The 22,559-nt window shown below is 69.4% G+C and carries 21 protein-coding genes; 9 read left to right on the top strand and 12 right to left on the bottom strand.

The features are described 5' to 3' along the window. The first annotated feature begins 75 nt into the window (after positions 1 to 75). The gene (locus ABD733_RS10825; RefSeq protein ID WP_344795871.1) at positions 76 to 750 is read left to right on the top strand and encodes an HAD family hydrolase; all 675 of its coding nucleotides are present in this window, start codon (positions 76 to 78) and stop codon (positions 748 to 750) included. Positions 751 to 828: 78 nt separating this feature from the next. On the opposite strand, the gene ABD733_RS10830 is transcribed toward ABD733_RS10825, so the two are convergent. The 5 genes from ABD733_RS10830 to phoU all read right to left on the bottom strand — a co-directional run bounded on the left by ABD733_RS10830 (position 829) and on the right by phoU (position 7,114). Next, positions 829 to 1,935, bottom strand: a complete 1,107-nt coding sequence (locus ABD733_RS10830) for a substrate-binding domain-containing protein (RefSeq protein ID WP_344795873.1) — start codon at positions 1,933 to 1,935, stop codon at positions 829 to 831. Positions 1,936 to 2,037: 102 nt separating this feature from the next. Beyond that, entirely contained in the window at positions 2,038 to 3,363 is a 1,326-nt protein-coding gene (gene mmsB, locus ABD733_RS10835) for a multiple monosaccharide ABC transporter permease (RefSeq protein ID WP_344795875.1), read from the bottom strand. Continuing rightward, entirely contained in the window at positions 3,360 to 4,877 is a 1,518-nt protein-coding gene (mmsA, locus tag ABD733_RS10840; RefSeq protein ID WP_344795877.1) for a multiple monosaccharide ABC transporter ATP-binding protein, read from the bottom strand. Before mmsA ends, mmsB begins: the two co-directional genes overlap by 4 nt. A gap of 250 nt (positions 4,878 to 5,127) precedes the next feature. Further along, the gene (locus ABD733_RS10845; protein ID WP_344795879.1) at positions 5,128 to 6,339 is read right to left on the bottom strand and encodes an ROK family transcriptional regulator; all 1,212 of its coding nucleotides are present in this window, start codon (positions 6,337 to 6,339) and stop codon (positions 5,128 to 5,130) included. 121 nt (positions 6,340 to 6,460) lie between these two features. Then, positions 6,461 to 7,114 carry a phosphate signaling complex protein PhoU gene (gene phoU, locus ABD733_RS10850; RefSeq protein ID WP_344795881.1) on the bottom strand — a complete coding sequence of 218 codons (654 nt, stop codon included), beginning with the start codon at positions 7,112 to 7,114 and terminating at the stop codon, positions 6,461 to 6,463. A gap of 186 nt (positions 7,115 to 7,300) precedes the next feature. Between phoU and ABD733_RS10855 the strand changes: the two genes are divergently transcribed. Continuing rightward, positions 7,301 to 8,455 (top strand): sensor histidine kinase, encoded by a 1,155-nt coding sequence (locus tag ABD733_RS10855; RefSeq protein WP_344795883.1) that lies wholly within the window; start codon positions 7,301 to 7,303, stop codon positions 8,453 to 8,455. Positions 8,456 to 8,457: 2 nt separating this feature from the next. After that, positions 8,458 to 9,138 carry a response regulator gene (locus ABD733_RS10860; protein WP_344795885.1) on the top strand — a complete coding sequence of 227 codons (681 nt, stop codon included), beginning with the start codon at positions 8,458 to 8,460 and terminating at the stop codon, positions 9,136 to 9,138. Positions 9,139 to 9,227: 89 nt separating this feature from the next. Here the strand turns inward: ABD733_RS10860 and ABD733_RS10865 are convergent, their stop codons facing one another. Continuing rightward, a complete protein-coding gene (locus tag ABD733_RS10865) occupies positions 9,228 to 9,779 on the bottom strand; it encodes a hypothetical protein (protein ID WP_344795887.1) in 552 nt (183 codons plus the stop codon). 135 nt (positions 9,780 to 9,914) lie between these two features. On the opposite strand from ABD733_RS10865, the gene ABD733_RS10870 reads away from it, so the two are divergent. Genes ABD733_RS10870 through rlmB form a run of 4 tightly spaced genes read left to right on the top strand, consistent with a single transcriptional unit; the run spans position 9,915 to position 14,071 of the window. Next, the gene (locus ABD733_RS10870) at positions 9,915 to 10,403 is read left to right on the top strand and encodes a CarD family transcriptional regulator (RefSeq protein ID WP_344795890.1); all 489 of its coding nucleotides are present in this window, start codon (positions 9,915 to 9,917) and stop codon (positions 10,401 to 10,403) included. Positions 10,404 to 10,423: 20 nt separating this feature from the next. After that, positions 10,424 to 11,566, top strand: a complete 1,143-nt coding sequence (gene ispD, locus ABD733_RS10875) for a 2-C-methyl-D-erythritol 4-phosphate cytidylyltransferase (protein WP_425552903.1) — start codon at positions 10,424 to 10,426, stop codon at positions 11,564 to 11,566. 43 nt (positions 11,567 to 11,609) lie between these two features. After that, positions 11,610 to 13,028 carry a cysteine--tRNA ligase gene (gene cysS, locus ABD733_RS10880; protein WP_344795892.1) on the top strand — a complete coding sequence of 473 codons (1,419 nt, stop codon included), beginning with the start codon at positions 11,610 to 11,612 and terminating at the stop codon, positions 13,026 to 13,028. Next, the gene (gene rlmB, locus ABD733_RS10885; protein ID WP_344795894.1) at positions 13,025 to 14,071 is read left to right on the top strand and encodes a 23S rRNA (guanosine(2251)-2'-O)-methyltransferase RlmB; all 1,047 of its coding nucleotides are present in this window, start codon (positions 13,025 to 13,027) and stop codon (positions 14,069 to 14,071) included. Before cysS ends, rlmB begins: the two co-directional genes overlap by 4 nt. Positions 14,072 to 14,176: 105 nt before the next feature. Here the strand turns inward: rlmB and ABD733_RS10890 are convergent, their stop codons facing one another. Both ABD733_RS10890 and ABD733_RS10895 read right to left on the bottom strand, forming a co-directional pair. Beyond that, positions 14,177 to 15,484, bottom strand: coding sequence for a DUF4032 domain-containing protein (locus ABD733_RS10890; protein ID WP_344795896.1), 1,308 nt, complete (start codon positions 15,482 to 15,484; stop codon positions 14,177 to 14,179). A gap of 100 nt (positions 15,485 to 15,584) precedes the next feature. Beyond that, the gene (locus ABD733_RS10895; protein WP_344795898.1) at positions 15,585 to 16,688 is read right to left on the bottom strand and encodes an ABC transporter ATP-binding protein; all 1,104 of its coding nucleotides are present in this window, start codon (positions 16,686 to 16,688) and stop codon (positions 15,585 to 15,587) included. Between the two features lie 252 nt (positions 16,689 to 16,940). Here ABD733_RS10895 and ABD733_RS10900 point away from each other — a divergent pair, with 252 nt between their 5' ends. Beyond that, positions 16,941 to 17,996 (top strand): DsbA family protein, encoded by a 1,056-nt coding sequence (locus ABD733_RS10900; RefSeq protein WP_344795900.1) that lies wholly within the window; start codon positions 16,941 to 16,943, stop codon positions 17,994 to 17,996. A gap of 21 nt (positions 17,997 to 18,017) precedes the next feature. Here the strand turns inward: ABD733_RS10900 and ABD733_RS10905 are convergent, their stop codons facing one another. Then, positions 18,018 to 18,524, bottom strand: coding sequence for a metallophosphoesterase family protein (locus tag ABD733_RS10905; protein WP_344795902.1), 507 nt, complete (start codon positions 18,522 to 18,524; stop codon positions 18,018 to 18,020). A 77-nt stretch (positions 18,525 to 18,601) separates the two neighbouring features. Between ABD733_RS10905 and ABD733_RS10910 the strand changes: the two genes are divergently transcribed. Further along, positions 18,602 to 19,795 carry an AI-2E family transporter gene (locus ABD733_RS10910; protein WP_344795904.1) on the top strand — a complete coding sequence of 398 codons (1,194 nt, stop codon included), beginning with the start codon at positions 18,602 to 18,604 and terminating at the stop codon, positions 19,793 to 19,795. 28 nt (positions 19,796 to 19,823) lie between these two features. On the opposite strand, the gene ABD733_RS10915 is transcribed toward ABD733_RS10910, so the two are convergent. The 3 genes from ABD733_RS10915 to ABD733_RS10925 all read right to left on the bottom strand — a co-directional run bounded on the left by ABD733_RS10915 (position 19,824) and on the right by ABD733_RS10925 (position 22,361). Further along, a complete protein-coding gene (locus tag ABD733_RS10915; RefSeq protein ID WP_344795906.1) occupies positions 19,824 to 20,765 on the bottom strand; it encodes an ROK family protein in 942 nt (313 codons plus the stop codon). An 80-nt stretch (positions 20,766 to 20,845) separates the two neighbouring features. Beyond that, on the bottom strand, positions 20,846 to 21,886 hold the full coding sequence (locus ABD733_RS10920; protein WP_344795908.1) for an NADP-dependent oxidoreductase: 1,041 nt from the start codon (positions 21,884 to 21,886) through the stop codon (positions 20,846 to 20,848). A gap of 88 nt (positions 21,887 to 21,974) precedes the next feature. Then, positions 21,975 to 22,361: a DUF5997 family protein gene (locus ABD733_RS10925; RefSeq protein ID WP_344796081.1), complete on the bottom strand. Its 387-nt coding sequence runs from the start codon at positions 22,359 to 22,361 to the stop codon at positions 21,975 to 21,977. Positions 22,362 to 22,559: the final 198 nt, after the last annotated feature.

Consider the following 22,559-nt stretch of genomic DNA (forward strand, 5'->3'; position numbering starts at 1 on the left):
CGCGCCGTCGGCCCGAAGGACGCGGCCGACGGGCGCGGCCGACGCGCCGAGCCGCGGGCGAGTAAGACGGAGGGCATGAAGAAGCCGCTCGCCGTCCTGTTCGACATCGACGAGACCCTCGTCCACACCGGGGGAGCAGGGGGCCGCAGCTGGGCGGCCGCCTTCGACGACCTCTACGGGATCCCCGCCGACATCGGGCAGCACACCTCGAGCGGCGAGACCGACCCCGAGGTGGGCCGCGAGACGTTCGTCGGCGTCATCGGCCGCGACCCCGAACCGGCGGAGCTCTCGAAGCTGTACGCCCGCTACCTCTGGCACCTGGCCGACATCATCCACGAGTCCGAGGGGTACCGGGTCGAGCCCGGCGTCGACGCGCTCCTGAAGAGCCTCACCGACGCGGGCGTCGTCATCGGGGTCATCTCCGGCGCGATGGAGGGTGCCGCGCGGACGAAGATGGAGCCCGGCCGTCTCGGCCGGTACTTCGTCTTCGGCGGGTACGGGTCGGACTCCGCCGACCGCGACGAGGCGACCCGGGCCGCGATCCGCAAGGCGTCCCTCCTGGTCGGTCACGACCTCGCCCCCGACGAGGTCTTCGTCGTCGGCGACACCCCGCACGACATCACCTCGGCGCACGCCGCCGGTGCCCGGGGGATCGGCGTGGCGACGGGCCACTACAGCGCCGACGACCTCGAGAAGGCGGGTGCCGACGCCGTCCTGGCCGACCTCACCGAGGCGTTCCCGGGCCTCTGAGCGCCGGCCCGCCGAGCGCACGGCGAAGCCCCCGCCCGACGGTGGTCGGAGCGGGGGCTTCGTGGTAGAGCTTCGGTGTTACTGACCGGCCTTGGCGAGAGCCTCGAGGGTCGGGTTGTTGGAGTACGCCTTCACAGCGTTGTCCTTGGTGACGAGGACGGGGGTCAGCTCGATGGCCGGAACCGTCTTGACACCGTTGTAGTTGTTCTTCTTGTCGAGGACCGTCTTGGGCTTGTCGCCCTTCGACAGGGTGGTGACCAGGTCGACCGCGGCCTGAGCCTCGACGTCGGTGTTCTTGTAGATGGTCGAGTACTGCGTGCCGTTCATGATGAGCGGGATCGACGCGGTCTCGGAGTCCTGACCGGTCACGACCGGGTTGGGCTTGCCGGCCGACTTGGTGGCCTGCAGGATGGCGCGGCCGAGGGTGTCGTTCGGCGAGAGCACGCCGTCGAGCTTGGTGGAGCCCGAGTAGTTGCTCTGCAGCAGGTTGCTCATGCGGGTCTGCGCGTTCTGGGCGAGCCAGCCCTGCGTGGAGACCTGCGTGAACTTGGTCTGGCCGGAGACGACCTTCAGGGTGCCGTCGTCGATCTTCGGCTGGAGGACGTCCATGGCGCCGTTGAAGAACACGGGAGCGTTGGCGTCGTCGGGCGAGCCGGCGAAGAGCTCGACGTTGTACGGGCCGTTGCCCTTGAGCTTCTTGAGTCCGTCGAGCAGGGCCTGGCCCTGGAGCTGACCGACCTTGAAGTTGTTGAAGGCGACGTAGTAGTCGACGTTCTTGGTGCCGGTGATGTTGCGGTCCCAGGCGATGACCGGGATGCCGGCGGCCTTGGCCTGCTTCACCTGCGTGCCGAGCTGCGAGCCGTCCTGGGCGGCGATGATGATCGCCTTGTCGCCCTTGGTGACCATGCCCGAGATCTGGTTCTGCTGGTCGGGGACGGTGTTCGTGGCGGCGGCGTACTGCACGTCGGCCTTGAAACCGGCCTTCTTGAGCGAGGACTCGAACGCGGCCTTGGCGAGCACCCAGTTCTGCGAGGTCTTCGCGGGGAGCGCGACGCCGATGGTCGAGCCCTTGGGGATGCTCGTCGCGCCGGAGTCCGAGCCGCCGCGGGCGGTGCCCGAGCAGGAGGTCAGCGTGACGACGGTGAGCGCTGCGACGGCAGCGCCGACGATGAGCTGTTTCTTCATTGAACGGCTTCTTTCATTTCTGTGGGGAGTGGGTGCTGGTGCGCCCGGTGCTGTGGGATGCAGGAGGTGTATCCCAGGTTTCTGCTGCGAGGACTTCGGGAGCTACGGCAGCAAAACTTGTGACTCGTTGTCGATCGACTGGGGCTGTGCGCCCTCGCCCTTCAGACCGCCGGAGGTCGGACCCTCGTCGTTCTTGTTCTTCCGACCGAAGCCGCGGGTGAGGTAGCCGATGATCGACGGCCGGCCCTGCGTCTTGTTGTAGACGTCGAAGGCGACGGCGATGAGGAGGACGAGACCGCGGATGATCTGGACCAGGTTGGTGTCGATGCCCTTCAGCGACAGGCCGTTGGCGAGGAACGCCAGAACCAGACCACCGATGATCGAGGCGATGACGGTTCCGACACCACCCGCGACCGCGGCACCACCGACGAAGACGGCGGCGATCGCGTCGAGCTCCCAGCCGGTGCCGTCGGCGGGGCCGGACGACCCGGAGTAGCCGACGAAGACCATACCGGCGACGGCTGCCAGGACGCTCATGTTGAGCATGACCAGGAAGTTGACGCGCTTCGAGTTGACACCCGACAGGACGGCGGCGTTCGAGTTGCCGCCGACGGCGTAGAGGTGGCGGCCGAAGGTCGTCGTGTTGGTGACGAAGCCGTAGATGATGACCAGGACGCCGAGGATGATCGCGACGATCGGCACCGAGGTGTTCGGGCGGCCCGAGGCGAAGAGGTAGGTGGCGTACGCCGCGACTCCGCCGAGGACGACGATGCGGACGATGCTGGTCCAGAGCGGAGCCGGCTGCGCGCCCATCTTGACGCGGTTGTTGCGGGCACGGAACTCGAACACGACGATCGCGATGATCGTGACGATGCCGAGGATCAGGGTGCCGTTCGAGAAGCCGGTGTTCGGTCCGAAGTCGGGGATGTAGCCGCCGCCGATGTTCTGGAAGCTCTGCGGCACCGGCACGGCGGTCGAGTTGCCGATGATCTGGTTCGCACCGCGGAAGATCAGCTGGCCCGCGAGGGTCACGATGAACGCGGGGACCCGCACGTAGGCGACCCAGAAGCCCTGCCAGGCGCCGACGAGCACGCCGACGACGAGGCCGAGGATGATCGCGGCGAACCACGACCAGTGCCACACGGCCATGGCCTGCGCCACGATGATGCCGACGAACGCGGCGACCGAGCCCACCGAGAGGTCGATGTGGCCGGCGACGATCACCATCACCATGCCGATCGCGAGGATCAGGATGTAGGAGTACTGCTGGAACACGTTGATGACGTTGCCCGGGTCGAGCGTGATCCCGCCGGTCCAGATCTGGAATCCGACGATGATGACGATCAGCGCGATGATCATGCCGTACTGGCTGATCCCACCGCCCTTGTTGCCGAGGATGCTGCCGAGGTTCTTCTTGAAGTTCGTCATCGAACGGTCGTCCTTTTCGAGGTCATGCTCACCATCAGCGACTCGGGGTCTGCCTCGGCTGCGGTCAATTCATTGGTGATGGAGCCTTCGAAGATCGTGTAGATCCGGTCGGAGAGGCCGAGGAGTTCCGGGAGCTCGGAGGAGATGAGGATGACGCCCTTCCCCTGTGCTGCGAGGTCCTGGATGATGCCGTAGATCTCGAACTTCGCGCCCACGTCGATGCCGCGGGTCGGTTCGTCGAGGATCAGGAGGTCGGGGTCGGTGAACATCCACTTCGCCAGGACGACCTTCTGCTGGTTGCCGCCGGAGAGCTTGTTCACGCCCTGGTCGACGGACGACGCCTTGGTGCGGAGGCTCCGGCGGTAGCGCTCGGAGACCTCGTACTCCTCGACGCTCGACACGACACCGTTCCGGGTGATCTTCGGCAGGCCGGCGGACACCGTCGAGCGCTTGATCGTGTCGAGGAGGTTGAGGCCGAGGGCCTTGCGGTCTTCGGAGACGTAGCCGAGGCCGTTCTTGATCGCGCGGGCGACCGTGTCGGTGCGGATCTCCTGGCCGTCCTTGTAGACCTCGCCCGACACGTAGGTGCCGTACGAGTGGCCGAAGATGCTCATCGCCAGCTCGGTGCGGCCGGCCCCCATGAGGCCGGCGAAGCCGACGATCTCGCCCTTGCGCACGAAGAAGTTCTCGTTCTTGCAGACGAGGCGCTCGGGGTCGAGGGGGTGGCGGACGGTCCAGTTGCGGACCTCGAAGAAGGTCTCGCCGATGTTCGGCGTGCGGTCGGGGAAGCGGCTCTCGAGCGAGCGGCCCACCATCCCCCGGATGATGCGGTCCTCGTTCACGCCGTCGGCCTTGACGTCGAGGCTCTCGATCGTCTTGCCGTCGCGGAGGATCGTGATGGTGTCGGCGACCTGCTCGATCTCGTTGAGCTTGTGGCTGATCATGATCGACGTGATGCCCTTGGCCTTCAGGCCGACGATCAGGTCGAGGAGGTGCTGCGACTCCTGCTCGTTGAGCGCCGCGGTGGGCTCGTCGAGGATGAGGAGCTTGACGTCTTTGTTGAGCGCCTTGGCGATCTCGACCAGCTGCTGCTTGCCGACACCGAGCGACTTGATCTTCTGGTCGGGGTCTTCCGAGAGGCCGACGCGGGCGAGGAGGTCCTTCGCCGTGCGCTGGGCCTCGATCCAGTTGATGATGCCCCGCTTGCCCGGCTCGTTGCCGAGGAAGATGTTCTCGGTGATCGAGAGCTCGGGGATCAGCGCGAGCTCCTGGTGGATGATCACGATGCCGGCGGACTCCGACTGCTTGATGCCGGAGAACTGAGCGACCTCCGACTCGAAGACGATGTCGCCGGAGTATGTGCCGAACGGGTAGACGCCCGAGAGGACCTTCATGAGAGTCGACTTGCCTGCACCGTTCTCGCCGCAGATCGCGTGGATCTCGCCGGCCTTCACGGTCAGGTTCACGTCGGAGAGGGCCTTCACACCGGGGAATTCCTTGGTGATCGAGCGCATCTCGAGGATGGTTGGGCCACCAGCCATTGTGCACCGCCATTTTTCTGAGACATCGTTGTCGGGTCTTGCTGTTCTGCAGCCCGCGAGCTGATCAACAGCCCTGGATCACAGTAGGACGATCTGACGCTGGCGTCAAAAGGTTAACGCAACGAATTTGTAACGGCTTCAGGACTCTGACCCAATGAGAGCGCTCACATCTCCTGAGCCCGACTCAGCTCCGGCAGGGGCGCGAGAACACGGAAAGCCCTGGTCAGATGACTCGGACGGCCGCCTGGTGGAAGACCAGGGCGGCCGCCCCGAGGGCCTCGCCGCGGTCGTCGAGGGTCGAGGCGACGATGGAGGTCGAGTCGCGGACGAGGGGCAGGACGTGGCGGGCGAACGCGCGGCCGACCGGTTCGAGCAGGATGTCGCCGAGCGAGGCGAGCGGGCCGCCGAGCACGATCACCTCGGGGCTGAGGATGCTCGCGAGGTCGCCGACGACGCGTCCGATCAGGCGGCCGGCGTCCTCGATGACGCGGAGTGCGGCCACGTCGCCTTCGAGGACCGCCTTCACGAGGTCCTCGGTCGTGGTGATCGGCGTGACGTTCCGGAGCCGGTCGAGCATCGCCGTCGTGGAGGCCTCGGCCTCGAGGCAGCCGCGGTTGCCGCAGCGGCAGGCCTGGCCGTCGGGGACGACCTGCACGTGGCCGACCTCGCCGGTGATCCCGGTCGCGCCGTTGAAGGGCTGGCCGTTCAGGATCAGCCCCGCGCCGATCCCCGATCCGACCTTGAGGTAGACGAGATTCCGGGCCGCGCCGTGGAGGCCCCAGATCGTCTCGGCGACACTGCCGAGGTTCGCGTCGTTGTCGAGCACCACCGGCACGCCGAGGCGGTCCTCGAGCTCGACGACCACGTCGACGAAGGCCCACTCCGCCCACACCGTGCCGATGACGGGCATCTGGTCGCGCCGGTCGATGGAGCCGGAGATGCCGACGCCCACACCGCTCAGCGCCTCCCACGAGGTGCCGGTCTGCTCGAGGAGCCGCGTCAGGATCTCCTTCGCGAGATCGAAGCCCTCGCGCGGGTCGTACTTCTGCGGCAGGACGATGTTCTCCTCGGCCGCGATCGTGTAGTCGGGGTAGACGAGCACCACCCGGAGGTGGCGGCGGCCGAACCCGATGCCGGCGGCGACGGTGCCGTTGTGGGTCAGCAGCTGGACGGAGACGGCGCGACGGCCGGAGCTCGTCGTCGGGGTCAGGCTGACGAGGCCGTTCTTGGCCATGTAGCTGACGATGTTCGAGATGGTGGCGGTGCTGAGGCCCGTACGGCGCGCCAGATCGGCCTGCGTCGACGCGCCCACCTTGACGAGGGCTTCGACGACGCGCTGCTGATTGCGCTTGCGGAGGGACGTTTGCGACCCGGGACTCGACCTGGCCGAGGGGGTCTGCCGCCGGCCCGCCATTGGGCCTTGGAGATTTGACACGCTCGAATCATTGTCGCCCGATCGGGTGTCGTCAAGAGGTTAACGCAAACCGTGATCCAAACGAGAAGGGCCCGAAGCGGCGTCCACGACGTCGCTCCGGGCCCTCTCGCGGGGCGCAGGATCAGGCTTCGACGCCCACCCAGTCACCCGTCGCCAGGTACTGCACCTTCTTGGCGATCGAGACCGCGTGGTCGGCGAAACGCTCGTGGTAACGGCTGGCCAGGGTCGCGTCGACGGTGTCGGCGGGAGCGCCCTTCCAGGTCTCGCCGAGGACCTTGTCGAAGACGCTGAGGTGGAGCTCGTCGATGCGGTCGTCGTCGTTGCGGATCTCCTCGGCGAGGCTGACGTCCTCGGTGGTGAGGAGCTGGGTCAGCTTCCGCGCGATGGCCACGTCGAGCTCACCGAGCTCGGTGAACGTCGGACGGAGCGACTTCGGCACGACCTTCTCGGGGAACCGGTACCGCGCGAGCTGAGCGATGTGCTCGGACATGTCGCCCATGCGCTCGAGCGAGGCGCTGATGCGGAGGGCGCTCACCACGATCCGCAGGTCTCGGGCCACCGGCTGCTGCCGGGCCAGGATGTCGATGGCGAGCTCGTCGAGGCTGATCGCGAGCTTGTCGATCTTGTCGTCCTCGGCGATGACCTGTTCGGCGAGTCCGACGTTCGACTCGTGGAACGCCTTGGTCGCGTTCTCGATCGAGGCAGCCACGAGCGTCGAGATCTCGACGAGCCGCTCCTGCACTTCCTGGAGCTCCAGCTGGAATACCTCGCGCATTGTCTGGGTCGTCCCTTTCGTTTCGAGAACCCGCCTGCTCCGGCGGAAGGTCGCCCGGGCAGTGCCATCGAGCCTCCACCGCGCAGGTTAACGGACGGTGATGCCCAGGCGAACTCTCTTCAACGTACAGGCCGCCCGACATCCGCAGCACTGGCGGTCCACCTGGCGTTCACTAACCTGAGTCCCATGTACTCCCCGTGGCTGGTGCCGCTCGCTCTGGCATCCGGCATCGTCATCGGCGCGGGACTGGTGGTCCTCATCGTCGTAGCGATCGAGCGGGGCCGGAGAGCCCGCGCGCTGAGCGACGTGACCCTCCCCGACGGCGTCGGCGCCGTCCTCGACACCCTCGACTCGGCCGGCTTCGTGGTCGACCCCTCCAACAACGTGCAGAAGGCCTCCGCGATGGCGATCGCCACCGGCCTGGTCGCCGCCCAGCAGGTGGTCCACCCCGAGGTCGTCGCCCTCGTCGAGCGTGCGCGCGACGAAGACCACCCGGTCTCGGAGGAGCTGCAGCTGGCGAGGAGCCTCCGCGAGGAGACGAACCTCAGGATGCTCGTCCGCGCCTCCCGCCTCGGCTCCCGCTACGTCGTGGTCCTGGCTGAGGACCACACCGAGACGCACCGGCTCGAGGAGGTCCGTCGAGACTTCGTCGCCAACATCAGTCACGAGCTGAAGACGCCGATCGGGGCGGTCGGCCTGCTGGCGGAGGCTCTCGAGTCGGCGTCCGACGATCCTGATCAGGTCCGCTACTTCGCCAAGAGCCTCACCCGGGAGTCGCTGCGCCTCGGCCGGCTCACCCAGGACATCATCGAGCTCTCGCGCCTGCAGTCGGCCGACCCGCTGACCGAGCCGTCGCTCGTCGACGTGCGGAGCGTCATCAACTCCGCCGTCGAGCGCAACCGGGTGGAGGCCGAGGCCCGCGGCATCGAGATCGTCGTCCGCGGCGGCAAGCACGCGTCGGTCGTCGGCGACGCCGACATGCTCGCGGTGGCTGTCCACAACCTCGTGGCCAACGCGGTGCACTATTCGCCCGACGGCTCCAGGATCGGCATCGGCGCCGCGGTCACCGACCACGGGATCGTCGAGATCGCCGTCACCGACCAGGGCGACGGCATCTCGGAGGCCGACCGCGACCGCATCTTCGAGCGCTTCTACCGCGTCGACCCGGCCCGCTCCCGGCGGACGGGCGGCACCGGTCTCGGCCTCGCCATCGTCAAGCACGTCGTGCAGAACCACGGCGGCGACATCCGCCTGTGGTCGCAGCTCGGCTCCGGCTCCACCTTCACCATCCGACTTCCCGAGGCCTCGACGGCCTCGGTCCCCGTCCGAGGAGAGAACTGAGAATGACCCACATCCTTATCGTCGAAGACGAAGAGTCCCTGTCGGAGCCCCTGGCCTTCATCCTGGAGCGCGAGGGCTACCAGGTCTCGGTGGCCGACGACGGGCCGAAGGCCCTCACCACCTTCGACCGCGACGGCGCCGACCTGGTGCTGCTCGACCTGATGCTCCCGGGCCTGCCGGGCACCGAGGTCTGCCGCGAGCTCCGCAACCGGTCGCAGGTGCCGATCGTCATGCTGACCGCGAAAGACAGCGAGGTGGACATCGTCGTGGGGCTCGAGCTCGGCGCCGACGACTACGTCACCAAGCCGTACTCGACGCGCGAGCTGCTCGCCCGCATCCGCGCCGTGCTCCGCCGCCGCGTCGACCTGGAGGAGCTGAGCGACGCGATCCTCACGGCCGGCGAGATCTCGATGGACGTCGAGCGCCACGTCGTCACCGTCCGCGGGAAGGACATCGCGATGCCGCTCAAGGAGTTCGAGCTGCTCGAGCTGCTGATGCGCAACGCCGGCCGCGTGCTGACGCGCGGTCAGCTCATCGACCGGGTCTGGGGCTCGGACTACTTCGGCGACACCAAGACGCTCGACGTGCACATCAAGCGCATCCGCTCCAAGATCGAGACGACGCCGTCGGAGCCGGTCGCCCTCGTGACGGTGCGCGGCCTCGGCTATCGCATCGAGGCCTGATCCTGCCGGTCGCGCGTCAGCGCTCGGCCCGTTCAGCACGAAGGCCCCCGATCCGAGGATCAGGGGCCTTCGAGCGTTCGCGGGGACTGCTAGCCCGCGGGGGTCGTCCGGGTGCCGGTCGGCTCGGCCGACGACGAGTCGGTCGGGACGCTCGTCTGCGTCGGGACCGGCGACGGCAGCAGCGTCTTGTACTCGTCGAGCGAGCCGTCGAGGACCGGCACCTTGAAGCTTTTGCCCTGGGCGTCGCCGTACTGGAGGTAGACCTTCAGGAGCGAGCCGGGCTGCTTGCCGATGCCGTTGAGGAGGGCCTGCTGGTCGCCACCGGTGGTGCCGCGGCGGGTCTCGCCGTTGGCGGCCACCGGGATGCTCACGGTCTTGGGGGAGCCGAACGAGTCGTACTGGACCTTGAGGGTGCGCGCGGTGTCGCTGTCGTTGAGGACGGTGACGCTGAGGCTGGCCGCGTCGCCGTTGTCGGTGAAGACCATGGCGTTCCGGACCTGGAGCGAACCGACGTTGGTGCTGAACCCGTCGCTCGCGTCGTACTTCTCGGTGGTGGTCTGGGGGCTGATGAAGTTGCAGCCCGCGGTGAGGACCATCACGGCTCCGGCCAGAACGACGGTTGCCGTGGTGCGTGCTCTCACAGGGTCCTCCAGAGGGGTTCGATATGCCCTTCAAGCCTAGCCCAGACTGGCCAGGCCAGTCGTCACGGGACACCTCCGCCAGAGGCTCCGGAGGGGGCGGCGTGGTAATCTGGCGGCCCCAGAACGGAGCCGCGCATGAACTTCGAGGTCGGCCAGACGGTCGTCTATCCCCACCACGGCGCCGCCGAGATCACGGCGATGAAGACCCGGGTGATCAAGGGCACCGAGAAGCTCTATCTGACGCTCAAGGTGACGCAGGGCGATCTGGTCATCGAGGTGCCGGCCGAGAACGTCGACCTCGTCGGAGTCCGCGACGTCATCGGGCACGAGGGCGTCGAGGCCGTCTTCGACGTGCTGCGGGCGCCGTTCACCGAGGAGCCCACCAACTGGTCGAGGCGCTACAAGGCGAACCTCGAGAAGCTCGCGTCGGGCGACGTCATCAAGGTGTCCGAGGTCGTCCGCGACCTGTGGCGGCGAGACCAGGTTCAAGACAAGGGGCTGTCGGCGGGCGAGAAGCGGATGCTCGCCAAGGCCAGGCAGATCCTGGTCTCCGAGCTCGCGCTCGCGGAAGACACCGACGAGGCGAAGGCCGAGACCGTGCTCGACGAGGTCCTCGCATCGTAGAGCCGACCCGCGCCGTCGTCATCGTGGCGGCCGGCAGCGGCACCCGACTGGCCGCAGGCCGCCCCAAGGCGTTCGTCGAGGTCGACGGCCACACGATCCTCGAGCGGTCGCTGCGTCCGATCCTGCTGTCGTCGACCCCGTGGCAGATCGTCGTCGTCGTCCCCGCCGAGCTGGTCGACGAGGCCGCGGCTCTCGTCCCCTCGCGGGCGGCCGGCTTCGTCTCCGTCGTCGCGGGAGCCACGACCCGGCAGGGGTCCGTCGCAGCCGGCCTCGCCGCGGTCGAGCCGGGCGTCGAGACCGTCCTCGTGCACGACAGCGCACGCTGCTTCACGCCGACGGCCCAGTTCGAGCTCGTCGCCGAGACCGTGGAGCGGCTCGGGCACGGCGTCGTCCCCGGGCTGCCGGTCAGCGACACCATCAAGCGCGTCGACGCGGGCGGCTCGGTCACGGCGACCGTCGACCGCTCGGAGCTCGTCGCCATGCAGACGCCGCAGGGCTTCCCGCGCCGCGCACTCGACGAGGCCTACGCCGCAGCGACGGAGGAGCACACCGACGACGCCGCGCTCTTCGCCCTCGCCGGCCACGAGGTGACGGTCGTCCCGGGCGCCTCCGAGGCCTTCAAGATCACCACCCCGTGGGATCTCGCACGAGCCGAGATGCTCGCGGGCGACGGTCGCCCTCGCGCGACGCCGCTCCGCACGGGTGTCGGGATCGACGTGCACGGCTTCGACGCCGAGCAGCCGCTCCGGCTCGGCACCCTCGACTGGCCGGGCGAGGCCGGGCTCGCCGGGCACAGCGACGGCGACGCCGTGGCGCACGCCCTGGTCGATGCGCTCCTCTCCGCGGCGGGTCTCGGCGACATCGGCTCCCGCTTCGGCACCGCCGACCCGCGGTACGCCGGTGCCTCGGGCGAGGTGTTCCTCACCGCCACCCGCGCGATCCTCGACGAGGCCGGCGCCCGCATCGTCAACGCCGCCGTGCAGGTCGTCGGCAACCGGCCCCGTCTCGCGGCCCGGCGGTCCGCGATGGAGGAGGCGCTGTCGATCCTGCTCGGTGCTCCGGTCTCGGTCTCGGCGACCACCACCGACGGCCTCGGCTTCACCGGGCGCGGCGAGGGCGTCACCGTGATCGCGACGGCGCTGGTCGAGGTCGCGGCGGCCTAGCCCCGGCGGGAGCGCCGCGCACGCCGCCGCCTACACTGTGTCGGTGACCATTCGCCTCTACGACTCCCGCACGCAGTCGACCGACGACTTCGTCCCGCTCGTCGAGGGCAGGGTCGGCCTCTACGTCTGCGGCCCCACGGTGCAGTCGTCCCCGCACATCGGCCACCTCCGTTCCGCCCTGGTCTACGACCTGTGGCGCCGCTGGTTCACCTACCGCGGCCTCGACGTGACGCTGGTCCGGAACGTCACCGACATCGACGACAAGATCCTGGACCTGGCCGGCGAGACGAACGAGGAGTGGTGGGCGCGGGCCTACCGCTACGAGCTCGAGTTCTCCGCCGGCTACCGGGCCCTCGGCATCCTGCCCCCCACCTACGAGCCGCGCGCGACGGCCAGCGTCACCGAGATGCAGGCCATCGTGCAGACGCTCATCGAGCGCGGCCACGCGTATCCTGCGCCGGACGACTCCGGTGACGTCTACTTCGACACGCGCTCCTGGCCCGAGTACGGCGCCCTGACCCATCAGAGGCTCGACGACATGGCGTCCGCCACCGACGCCGACCCCCGCGGCAAGCGCGACCCCCGCGACTTCGCCCTCTGGAAGGGCACCAAGGAGGGCGAGCCGGCCTCGGCCAGCTGGGCTTCGCCCTGGGGCCCCGGCCGCCCGGGCTGGCACATCGAGTGCTCCGCGATGTCGAAGCGCTACCTCGGCGCGGAGTTCGACATCCACGGCGGCGGCCTCGACCTGCGCTTCCCGCACCACGAGAACGAGCTCGCCCAGTCGACCGCCGCGGGCGACGCGTTCGCCCGGCACTGGCTGCACAACGGACTCGTCAACGTCGAGGGCCAGAAGATGTCCAAGTCGCTCGGCAACTCGATCTTCGCCTCCGAGTTCCTCGCGCTGGCCCGGCCGATCGTGGTCCGCTACTTCCTCGGAGCCGCGCACTACCGCTCGACCATCGACTACCACGACGGCGCGCTCGACGAGGCCGAGGCCGCCCTCGACCGCATCGAGGCCTTCGTCTCGCGGGCGTCGCGTCGCCTCGCCGAGACCCGGTTCGCCGGCGTCGGCTCGCGCGACGTGCCCGAGTCGTTCGCCGAGGCGATGGACGACGACCTCAACGTGCCCCAGGCCCTCGCCGTCCTGCACGACACCGTCCGGCGGGGCAACGCGGCCCTCGACGACGACGATCTCGACACCGCCGCCCGCGAGTGGCAGCACACCCTCGCGATGGTCACCGTCCTCGGCATCGACCCGTTCGCTCCCGAGTGGCGCGACGGAGCCGACGGCGCCGCCCAGGCCGCGCTCGGTACGCTCGTCGACAAGCTCCTCGAGGCGCGTCAGAGCGCCCGCGAGGCGAAAGACTTCTCGAACGCCGACCGCATCCGCGCCGACCTGGCCGCTGCGGGCATCACCATCGAAGACACCTCGACCGGACCGCATTGGAGCCTGGAATCGTGAAGAACACCGCAGGAGAACGCAAGGGGCGCCCCGGGGCGGTCCGTCAGGGCGGCAAGGGCAAGCAGGTCGGCTCCGGCGGGCAGGGGCGTCAGGCCCTCGAGGGCAAGAAGCCCACGCCGAAGGCCGAAGACCGCCCGTACCATCCCGCAGGCAAGCGCAAGGCGGCCCAAGACCGCCTCGCAGCGGCGAAGGGACGCGCAGGATCGAGCGCCGAACGGCCGATCCGCCAGGTCCGCACCGCCCACGACCGCACCGCTCCTCCGCGTGGCAAGTCGAACGACGACACTGAGATCGTCACCGGCCGCAACTCCGTCCTGGAGGCCCTTCGTGCGCGCATCCCGGCCACGACCCTCTACCTGGCCACGCGCCTCGAGATGGATGACCGCGTCAAGGAGGTCCTGACCCTCGCGACCCGCCGCGGCATCCCGGTGCTCGAGGTCATGCGCCCCGAGCTCGACCGCCTCACCGGGCCTGACTCGGTGCACCAGGGCCTCGCCCTCAAGGTGCCGCCGTACGAGTACGCCCACCCGACGGAGCTCCTCGACCAGGTCGAGCGCCGCGGCCAGAAGCCGCTCTTCGTCGCCCTCGACGGCATCACCGACCCGCGCAACCTCGGCGCGATCATCCGCTCCGTGGCGGCCTTCGGCGGCCAGGGCGTCATCGTCCCGCAGCGCCGCTCGGTCGGCCTGACCGCGTCCGCGTGGAAGACCAGCGCCGGGGCCGCGGCCCGCGTGCCCGTCGCCATGGCCGGCAACCTCACCCAGACCCTCAAGGCGTTCAAAGACCGCGGCGTGTTCGTGGTCGGCCTCGACGGCGGCGGCGACGTGCAGCTGCCCGGCCTCGAGCTCGCCGACCGACCGCTGCTCGTCGTGGTCGGCTCGGAGGGCAAGGGCCTGTCCAGGATCGTGACCGAGACCTGCGACGCGATCGTCAGCGTCCCGATCACGGCAGCGGCCGAGAGCCTGAACGCCGGCATCGCGACCAGCGTCGCGCTCTACGAGATCTCGAAGCTCCGCACCGAGCGTCGGGCCGCGAAGAAGTAGCCGGCGACCCCCGAGCGAGCAAAACCCTCGCGAACGGCCGAGACCCTCGTCCTAGGACGAGGGTCTCCGCCGTTCGCGAGGGTTTGACGGTCAGGTCAGACGAGCTCAGACCTTCGACCGCCAGTCGTCGTCCACCGGCTCGCCGTCGCCCTGCGCCCCCTCGAGCTCGGCCAGGTCGGGCAGTGTGATCGACTCGGTGGCCGGCGCGATGACCATCTGCTCGTCGCGGCGGTGCCGCAGCACGTCGTTGATGTACGACGTGAGCGCCTCCGCGATCGGCACGTCGCGCGCCTCGGCCTGCGACATGTACCAGCGGTGCTCGAGCAGCTGGTGGAACACCTCGGCCGGCTCCAGGCGACCGCGCAGGTCGCGGGGGATCGACCGCACGACCGGCTCGAAGACGCGCGCCGCCCACTCGTGCGCCACCATCTCCTCGTCGAGCTCGGACCGGTCGTTCTTCGACCGGTAGGCGTCGAGGTCGTTCAGCAGCCGGCGCGCCTGGTTCTCCTGGGCGTCGAGGCCGGTGAGCCGGAGGAGGCGCCTCGAGTGGTGGCCCGCGTCGACGACCTTCGGCTGGATCTTGACCTGCGTGCCGCCCTCGGTCGTCTTGATCGCGAGCTCCTCGATGTCGAAGCCCAGGTCGTTGAGACGCTCGACGCGGTCGTTGATGCGCCAGCGCTCCGTGTCGGAGAAGGTCTCGGTGCCGGTCAGCTCGGTCCAGAGGCTGCGGTACTTCGCGACGATCCCGGCGGCGACGTCGACGGCGTCGAGGTCCTCGTCGAGGCGGTCGCCGGCCTCGAGGTCGAGCAGCTCGCCGGCGATGTTGACGCGAGCCACCTCGAGGTCGTTCTCGCGCTGCCCGTTCGAGAGGCCGCCCGGGTAGAGCTTGCCGGTCTCGGCGTCGACGAGGTAGGCGGCGAAGGCGCCGGCGTCGCGCCGGAAGAGCGTGTTCGACAGCGACACGTCGCCCCAGTAGAAGCCGATGATGTGCAGCCGGACAAGCAGGAGCGCGAGAGCGTCGACGAGCCGCGCCGCCGTGTCGGGCCGGAGCCGCTGCGAGTAGAGCGCGCGGTAGGGGAGCGAGAACTTCAGGTGCCTCGTGACGAGCACCGGGTTCAGCTCGTGCCCCTCGCTGTCGCGGCGGTTCGTGATGACGGCGAGCGGGTCGACGCAGGGGATGTCCATGCGCTGCAGGGTGCGGAGCATCTCGTACTCGCCGCGGGCCATCTCGCCGGAGGTCTCCTTGATGGCGATCACGTAGCCGCTCAGGTACGCGAAGCGGACCAGGTGCCGCGAGATGCCCTTCGGCAGCGTCGCGATGCTGTCTTCGGGCCAGACGTCGAGGGGGAGGTCCCAGGGCAGGTCGAGGAGCGCAGGATCAGCGGTCGCCGAGGTGATGTTGAGGGAGGTCACGGGTTCTTCCGTTCGAGCGGGGCGGAAAAGAGAAGCGGCCCGCCGGCTGGTTCGAGCAGGATGCTCGAGCCGACACCGGCGGGCCGAATCTGGTGGATCGTTACGCGTTCACCGCGACGGGCTTGTCGCCGAGGCGGAGGCCCGACTCGGTGTCGAAGACGTGCACGTGGTGCGACTGCGGCGTGATGTACACCGTGTCGCCGGCGGAGGCGTGGGTGCGGCCGTCGACGCGGGCGACGATGTCGGCGCGCTGGCCGTTCACGTCGGCGTGACCGTAGAGGTAGCCGTCGGCACCGAGCTCTTCGACGACGTCGACGGCGACCTTGAGGCCCTCGCCGGTGGTCGAGACGACCACGTCTTCGGGGCGCACGCCGACGGTGACGCTCTTCGAGGTGGCCTGCGAGAGGATCTCGCGCTCGACGGCCGAGACGCTCGTGCCGAACTGGATGCCGCCGTCGACGACGTCGGCGGGGAGGAGGTTCATGGCGGGCGAGCCGATGAAGCCGGCGACGAAGATGTTGTCGGGCTTCTCGTACAGGTCGCGGGGGGTGCCGACCTGCTGCAGGACGCCGTCCTTCAGGACCGCGATCCGGTCGCCCATGGTGAGCGCCTCGGTCTGGTCGTGGGTGACGTAGACCGTGGTGACGCCGAGGCGGCGCTGGAGCGACGCGATCTGCGTTCGGGTCTGGACGCGGAGCTTGGCGTCGAGGTTCGACAGCGGCTCGTCCATGAGGAACACCTGGGGCTGACGGACGATGGCGCGGCCCATCGCGACGCGCTGACGCTGACCACCGGAGAGGGCCTTAGGCTTGCGGCTGAGGTAGGGCTCGAGGTCGAGGAGCTTGGCCGCCTCGAGGACGCGGGTGGCGCGCTCGTCCTTGCCGACGCCGGCGATCTTCAGGGCGAAGCCCATGTTCTCGGCGACGGTCATGTGCGGGTAGAGCGCGTAGTTCTGGAAGACCATGGCGATATCGCGGTCCTTCGGCGGGACGTCGGTGACGTTCCGGTCGCCGATGAGGATGTCGCCGGAGTTGACCTCTTCGAGGCCGGCGAGCATGCGGAGGGTGGTCGACTTGCCGCAACCGGACGGTCCGACCAGGACGAGGAACTCGCCGTCGGCGACCTGGAGGTCGATGCCGTCGACCGCGGGACGGGTCGATCCCGGGTAGAGGCGGGTTGCTTTGTCGAACGTGACTGACGCCATGATGTATCTCCTTCACCGGCAGGTACGTGCCGGACGATCCGTTGTGAATGGATGACGACCATCGAGTGGGATCCTCGGTGACCGCCGTGGTCATTATGGCACTCGGACGACGCCCGAGTGCAAGCCGGTGTCCCCCGAGTCGGGGTCACGATCGGCCCGGGGCGCCCTCGCTTGGACTTTTCCCAGCGGTTCCTCATACCCTTGACCGGGCTTCACGACCTGCGTGAGCGAAGGCATCGGAGAGACCGTTCAATGACAGACAGCCACGACGACGACACCGCGACCACGTCGCGCGGGCGCCGACAGGCGGCTCGAGAGAAGGCCCGGCTCGCCCGTCAGCGGCAGAAGCGCCGCGCGCGGGGCGCCCGCTGGGCGGTCATCGGCGGGATCGGTCTGGTGGTCGTGGCCCTCGTCGTCGGCATCGTCGTCGTGGTCGCCAGCTCCATCCCGTCGAACGGCCCTGCCCCCGCGAACATGGCGAACGACGGCATCGCCATCGGCGCCGGCCTGAAGGCCGTGTCGGCCGACTCCCAGGGCGGGGTCGCCGCGTCGCCGACCGCGACCACCTCGACCGGCCCGTCGTCGAGCCCCTCGGCGAGCGCGCCCACCAAGGCCACGCCCAAGCCCTCCGCCAGCGCCACTCCCGCACCCGCTCCGACGAGCACCACCGGCACGACGGGTGGGCAGACTGTCAAGATCACCGTCTACCTCGACTACCTCTGCCCCGTCTGCGGCCAGTTCGAGAAGGCGAACAACGACTACATCGAGGGCCTGGTCCGCTCCGGCGCGGCGACGGTCGAGTACCACCCCATCGCGATCCTGAACAACCAGTCGCTCGGCACGAAGTACTCCCAGCGCGCGGCGAACGCGGGCGCCTGCGTCGCCGACCACTCGCCCGACTCCTACTTCGCCTTCAACACGGCCATGTTCGCGAACCAGCCGGAGGAGGGCACCAAGGGCCTGACCGACGCGCAGCTGGTGTCGCTCGTCAAGGGCCTCGACGGCGTCGAGCACGTCAAGGCGATCCAGCGGTGCATCACCGACGAGACCTTCGGCTCCTGGGTGACCGACGCGACCCAGCGCGCCCTCAAGGGCCCGATCCAGGGCGCGTCCATCAAGAAGGTGACCGGCACGCCGACGGTCCTCGTCAACGGTCAGCAGTACAAGTACTCCACGCCGTTCACCACCGACGAGTTCAGCAACTTCGTGGTGACGGCGGCCGGCAACAGCTACGCCGACACCGCGACCTCGACGGCCACCCCCGAGCCCCTGCCGAGCAACTCCAAGATCGGCACCCCGGCCAAGTAGCGGCCGGCCGCACCGGCCGCCTCAGTCGAGAGGCAGGTGGTGCAGGATCACGTCGCGCACCGTCCCGCGATCGAGCGTCAGCGTCACGAACGTGCGGTTGGGCTGGCGGCGGCGGTCCGTCGGGGAGCCGGGGTTGAGCATCCTGCGCCCCTCGGGCGTCACGGTGTCCCACGGGATGTGGCTGTGCCCGAACAGGATCAGCTCGGCGTCGGGATGATCGTGGTCGGCCCGCTCCTCCCGCCCCTTCCTGTCTCCGGTCTGGTGCACGACGGCGAGCCGGACGCCGTCGACCGTCTCGTTCGACACCAGCGGGAGGCGGTCGTCGAACTCGGGCCCGTCGTTGTTGCCGCGGACGGCCAGGAGGCACTTCGCGCGCCGCTCGAACTCGTCGAGGAGCGGCAGGCCGTTCCAGTCGCCCGCGTGCACGACGAGGTCGGCGCTCTCGACGGCCTCCCAGACAGCCGCCGGGAGCGCCTTCGCCCGCTGGGGCACGTGGGTGTCGGAGACGAGGGTGACGGTGGTGGACACCGGCCCAGGATAGACGCGGGCCGAAGCGGTGGGCGCCCGGTACGGTGGTCTCTCACGATCACGAAAGCAGAAGACCCATGGGCCTTTTCCGCCGCAGCACATCGACGACCACCAGCCCGCCGAGCGCGACGGGCGACGAGCTCCGGGCCCTCGCCGCAACCGGGAGCGGCCGGGGGCCGTCCTGGTCCGCGCAGAACCGGCTGTGGTCCGACGCGTTCGGGCGCCTCGCGACGCGCTGCCTGCAGATCATCCTGGTCCTCCTGGTCGCCATCGGCCTCGTCTTCGCCATGACGCAGCTCAGCCTGGTCGTGATCCCCGTGGTCCTCGCCCTCGTGGTGTCGTCGGCGATCTACCCGTTGCTGGCGCTGATGCGGCGGCACGGGGTGCCCTCGATCCTGGCGACCTGGATCGCCCTGGTGGGCATCATCGTGGTCCTCGGCCTGATCGTCTGGCTGATCGTCAACGCCGTCCAGAACCAGGTCGGGACCCTCGCGAAGCAGGCCACGAAGGGCGTGAGTCAGCTCCAGGACTTCCTGAAAGACGGCCCCTTCCACATCAACGACTCGCAGATCCAGGGCGCGATCGACTCGGCGGTCAAGTTCCTGCAGAGCTCGACCTTCTCGAGCGGCGCCCTGGCGGGTGTCTCGGCGGCGACCAGCTTCGCGACCGGCTTCGCGCTCTTCGTCGTCGTCCTGTTCTTCTTCATGAAAGACGGTCCCAGGATCTGGGCGTTCCTCGAGCGCCCCTTCACGGGCGAGGGCTACGAGCGCGCTCAGCGGATCGGCGACAAGACGGTGTCGACCTTCGGCGGCTACGTCCGCGGGACGGCGACCGTCGCGCTGGTCGACTCGATCGGCATCGGCATCGGGCTGTTCATCATCGGCGTTCCGCTGGCGCTGCCGCTGTCGGTCATCGTGTTCCTGTCGGCGTTCGTGCCGCTGGTCGGCGCGACGGTGGCGGGCGTCCTCGCCGCCCTGGTCGCCCTGGTGGCGAACGGTCCGGTGGCCGCGATCATCGTCATCGGCATCGTCGTCCTGGTCAATCAGCTGGAGGGGAACTTCTTGCAGCCGGTCGTCATGGCGAGGTCGCTGTCGCTGCACCCGCTCGTCGTGCTGATCGCCCTGACCGCCGGCACCATCGTCGGCGGCATCATCGGCGCCGTCCTGGCCGTGCCGATCGCCGCGGTCGCGTGGGGCATCGTCACCGTCTGGAACGGCCCCGACGCCCCCGCGGAGTTCGCGAGACCGAAGAGGCCCGAGCCGAAGCTCTGACCGGCGGTCCGACCAGGATCGCCTCGACTCAGCCGAGCAGGTGTGACTGGTGCACGAGGGCGGCCGCGCCGATCAGCGGGCTCTCGTCCGACAGGCCCGACTTCACGACGCGGATCCTGGTGGCGTACGAGTTGTAGGCGGCCTCGTCGATCACCGCTCGGACGAGATCGAGGTAGTCGGGGCTGACGCGTGAGAATCCGCCGCCGACCGCGACGACGTCGAGGTCGAGCAGCGTGGTTACCGAGGTGATGGCCTCGCCGAGCGCTGTCGCCGACCGCTTCACCGCTCGGATCGCGAGCTCGTCGCCCGCCGCGTAGCCCGCAGCCAGGTCTTCGCCTCGAGTGCCCGTCCACCCCTGATCCTGCGCCCAGGCCACGGTGTGGGGGCCGGAGGCGAGCACCTCGAGGGTGGCGGACTGCGACGTCTGGCCCGGCGTGCGGGAGGCGATCTGGATCTGGCCGATGTGCCCGGCGTTGCCGGTGCCGCCCGAGAGCAGGCGCCCGTTGACGATGAGCCCGCCGCCGACGCCGGTCGAGACCGTGATGGCGAGGGCGTTGTCGACGCCCTGCGTGGCGCCCACCCAGTGCTCGGCGAGCGCGAGGCTCACGCCGTCGAGGCGCAGGGTGACCGGCGCCGAATCCGGGACGGTCTCGCCCACGAGGCCCTCGACGAGGGTGCGGAGCGGGAAGCCGCGCCACGCGGGCAGATTGATCGGCGAGACGGTCCCCTCGTGCAGGTCGACGGGGCCGGCGCTTCCGATGCCCGTCCCGACGACGCGGGCGCCTTCGGGCAGGGCTCGGAGCGCGTGCTCCGCCACTTCGCGGACCGCCTCGGCGAGCTCGTCGGACGACGACCCTCCGCCGGTCGGGCGCCGGTCGCGGCTGCCGGGCAGGACGACACCCCGGTCGTCGACCAGAGCGGCCTCGACCTTGGTGCCGCCGACGTCGATTGCGAGAGCGAGAACAGTCACGGCGCTACAGTAGCGGGCCCGGCCCGCGAGGTCTGACAACGTTGACAGACGTCACGGTCGGAGGGGGCGCAGCCGGGGGTCTACGCCTCCTTGCGCCCGGTCCAGACGGGCGTCTTCCGCTCCATCGGCACCTCGTGCAGGGTCCTGGCCTTGCCCGACAGGTACCAGCTCGACCGCGATCCCGTCTCGACCGGCATCATCCCGACGACGACCTTGCCGCGCGAGTGCATCTCGGCCATGTCGTCGAACGCCTGGGCGATGTACTCGAACGGGTAGAAGCCCGAGATCAGGATGCGCACCTTCTGCTCGGTCAGCAGGGTGACCAGCTCCGACAGGATCTGCGCGGGCTCAGGATCGTCTCGACCCGCCGCCAGGAAGCGGAACTCGGTCTCGAGGCGCTCCTCGCTGGTGCGGAGCCGCTTCTTCGGCACGCCGAGCTCCTTGGCGCGCTTGGGGTTGTCGCCGCCGAAGTTGTCGATGAACGCGGTGACGGGGCGGCCCGCCTTCTCCCGGATCCGGTCGACGATGCCCTCGCCGTAGGTCACCGGGACGACGCCGATCGACCGGAGGTAGTCGTGGTTGTGCGGGCTGCAGGTTCCGATCACCTTGGCCCCGGCGGCGAGGGCCAGCTGGCACTCGATGCTGCCGACGCCGCCGGCCGCAGCCGAGATGACGACGCAGTCGCTCGAGTCGAGGTCGAGCGAGTCGACGGTGGCGTACGCGGTGCAGCCCGCGAGGTAGAGCCCTCCGGCGACCTCCCACGGGATGTTGTCGGGCTTCTTCACGACCTGCGAGCGGGGCACCGTCGCGTGGGTCGCGTGGGCACCGCCGCCGACGGCGTGCCCGATGACGGCGTCACCGACACGCAGGTCCTTCACCGCGTCGCCGCGCTTCACGACGAGTCCGGCGAAGCAGGATCCCTGCCGGGCCGGGAAGGCCACCGGGTACCTCTTGGCGAAGTCGCCCTGGCGGATGAAGTTCTCGATGTGGTTCAGCCCTGCGGCGACGATCTCGACCAGGATCTCGTCGGCGGCCGGCGCGGGCATCTCGTGCTCGCTGAGATGGAGCACGCCGACGTCGCCGTAGGAGTCGAACTCCACTGCCTTGAAAGTGCGGTTCATGAGGAGACCTCCCTGTCTGGTTCGAAGTCTCCACCCGTTTTGGTCGCGGTGGGCTGTGAGTACTGCTCCCGGCGCGTCGGGCCTTCGCTCAGCGGCCTTCGGCGGCCTCGGCTGCTCGCTTGGCGGCCCGGTCGGCGTCGCGCTGCTTGACGCGGAGCTCCTCGTCGCGGACGGCGGCCAGGTTGAAGCGCTCCTGCGAGAGCCAGTACGGCATCTCCTCGAGGAGCGCGTGGATCTCGTCGGTCGTGAGGGCGTCCTCGACGCCGCCGCGGGCGAGGCCCGAGATGGTCACGCCGAGCTTCCTGGCGACCTCGGGCCGCGGGTGGGGTCCGGTGCGGCGGAGCTCGACGAGCCACTCCGGAGGCGAGTCGACGAGGGCCTGGAACGCCTCGCGGGTCACGGGCGTCTCCTGGAACTCCGCCGGGGTGGCCGGCAGGTGGATGCCGAGCTTCTTCGCCGCGGTGAACGGCTTCATGGTCTGCGACGTCTTGGTCGGCTTCGCGCGGGGCGCGTCCGGCTGGTCGCTGGTCTCGGTGCTCATGGGCCAAGGGTAGCGGCCCGACCGGTCCGCTACCCTTCTCGGGAGCGGAGGAGGCTCCCATCAGCGATCACGAGGCAGGCGCCGACCACGAGGCGCACGCCGACCGAGAGGTCGGTGCCGACCAGGTCTTCC

The organism is Frondihabitans peucedani, from assembly GCF_039537585.1.
GTDB lineage: Bacteria > Actinomycetota > Actinomycetes > Actinomycetales > Microbacteriaceae > Frondihabitans > Frondihabitans peucedani.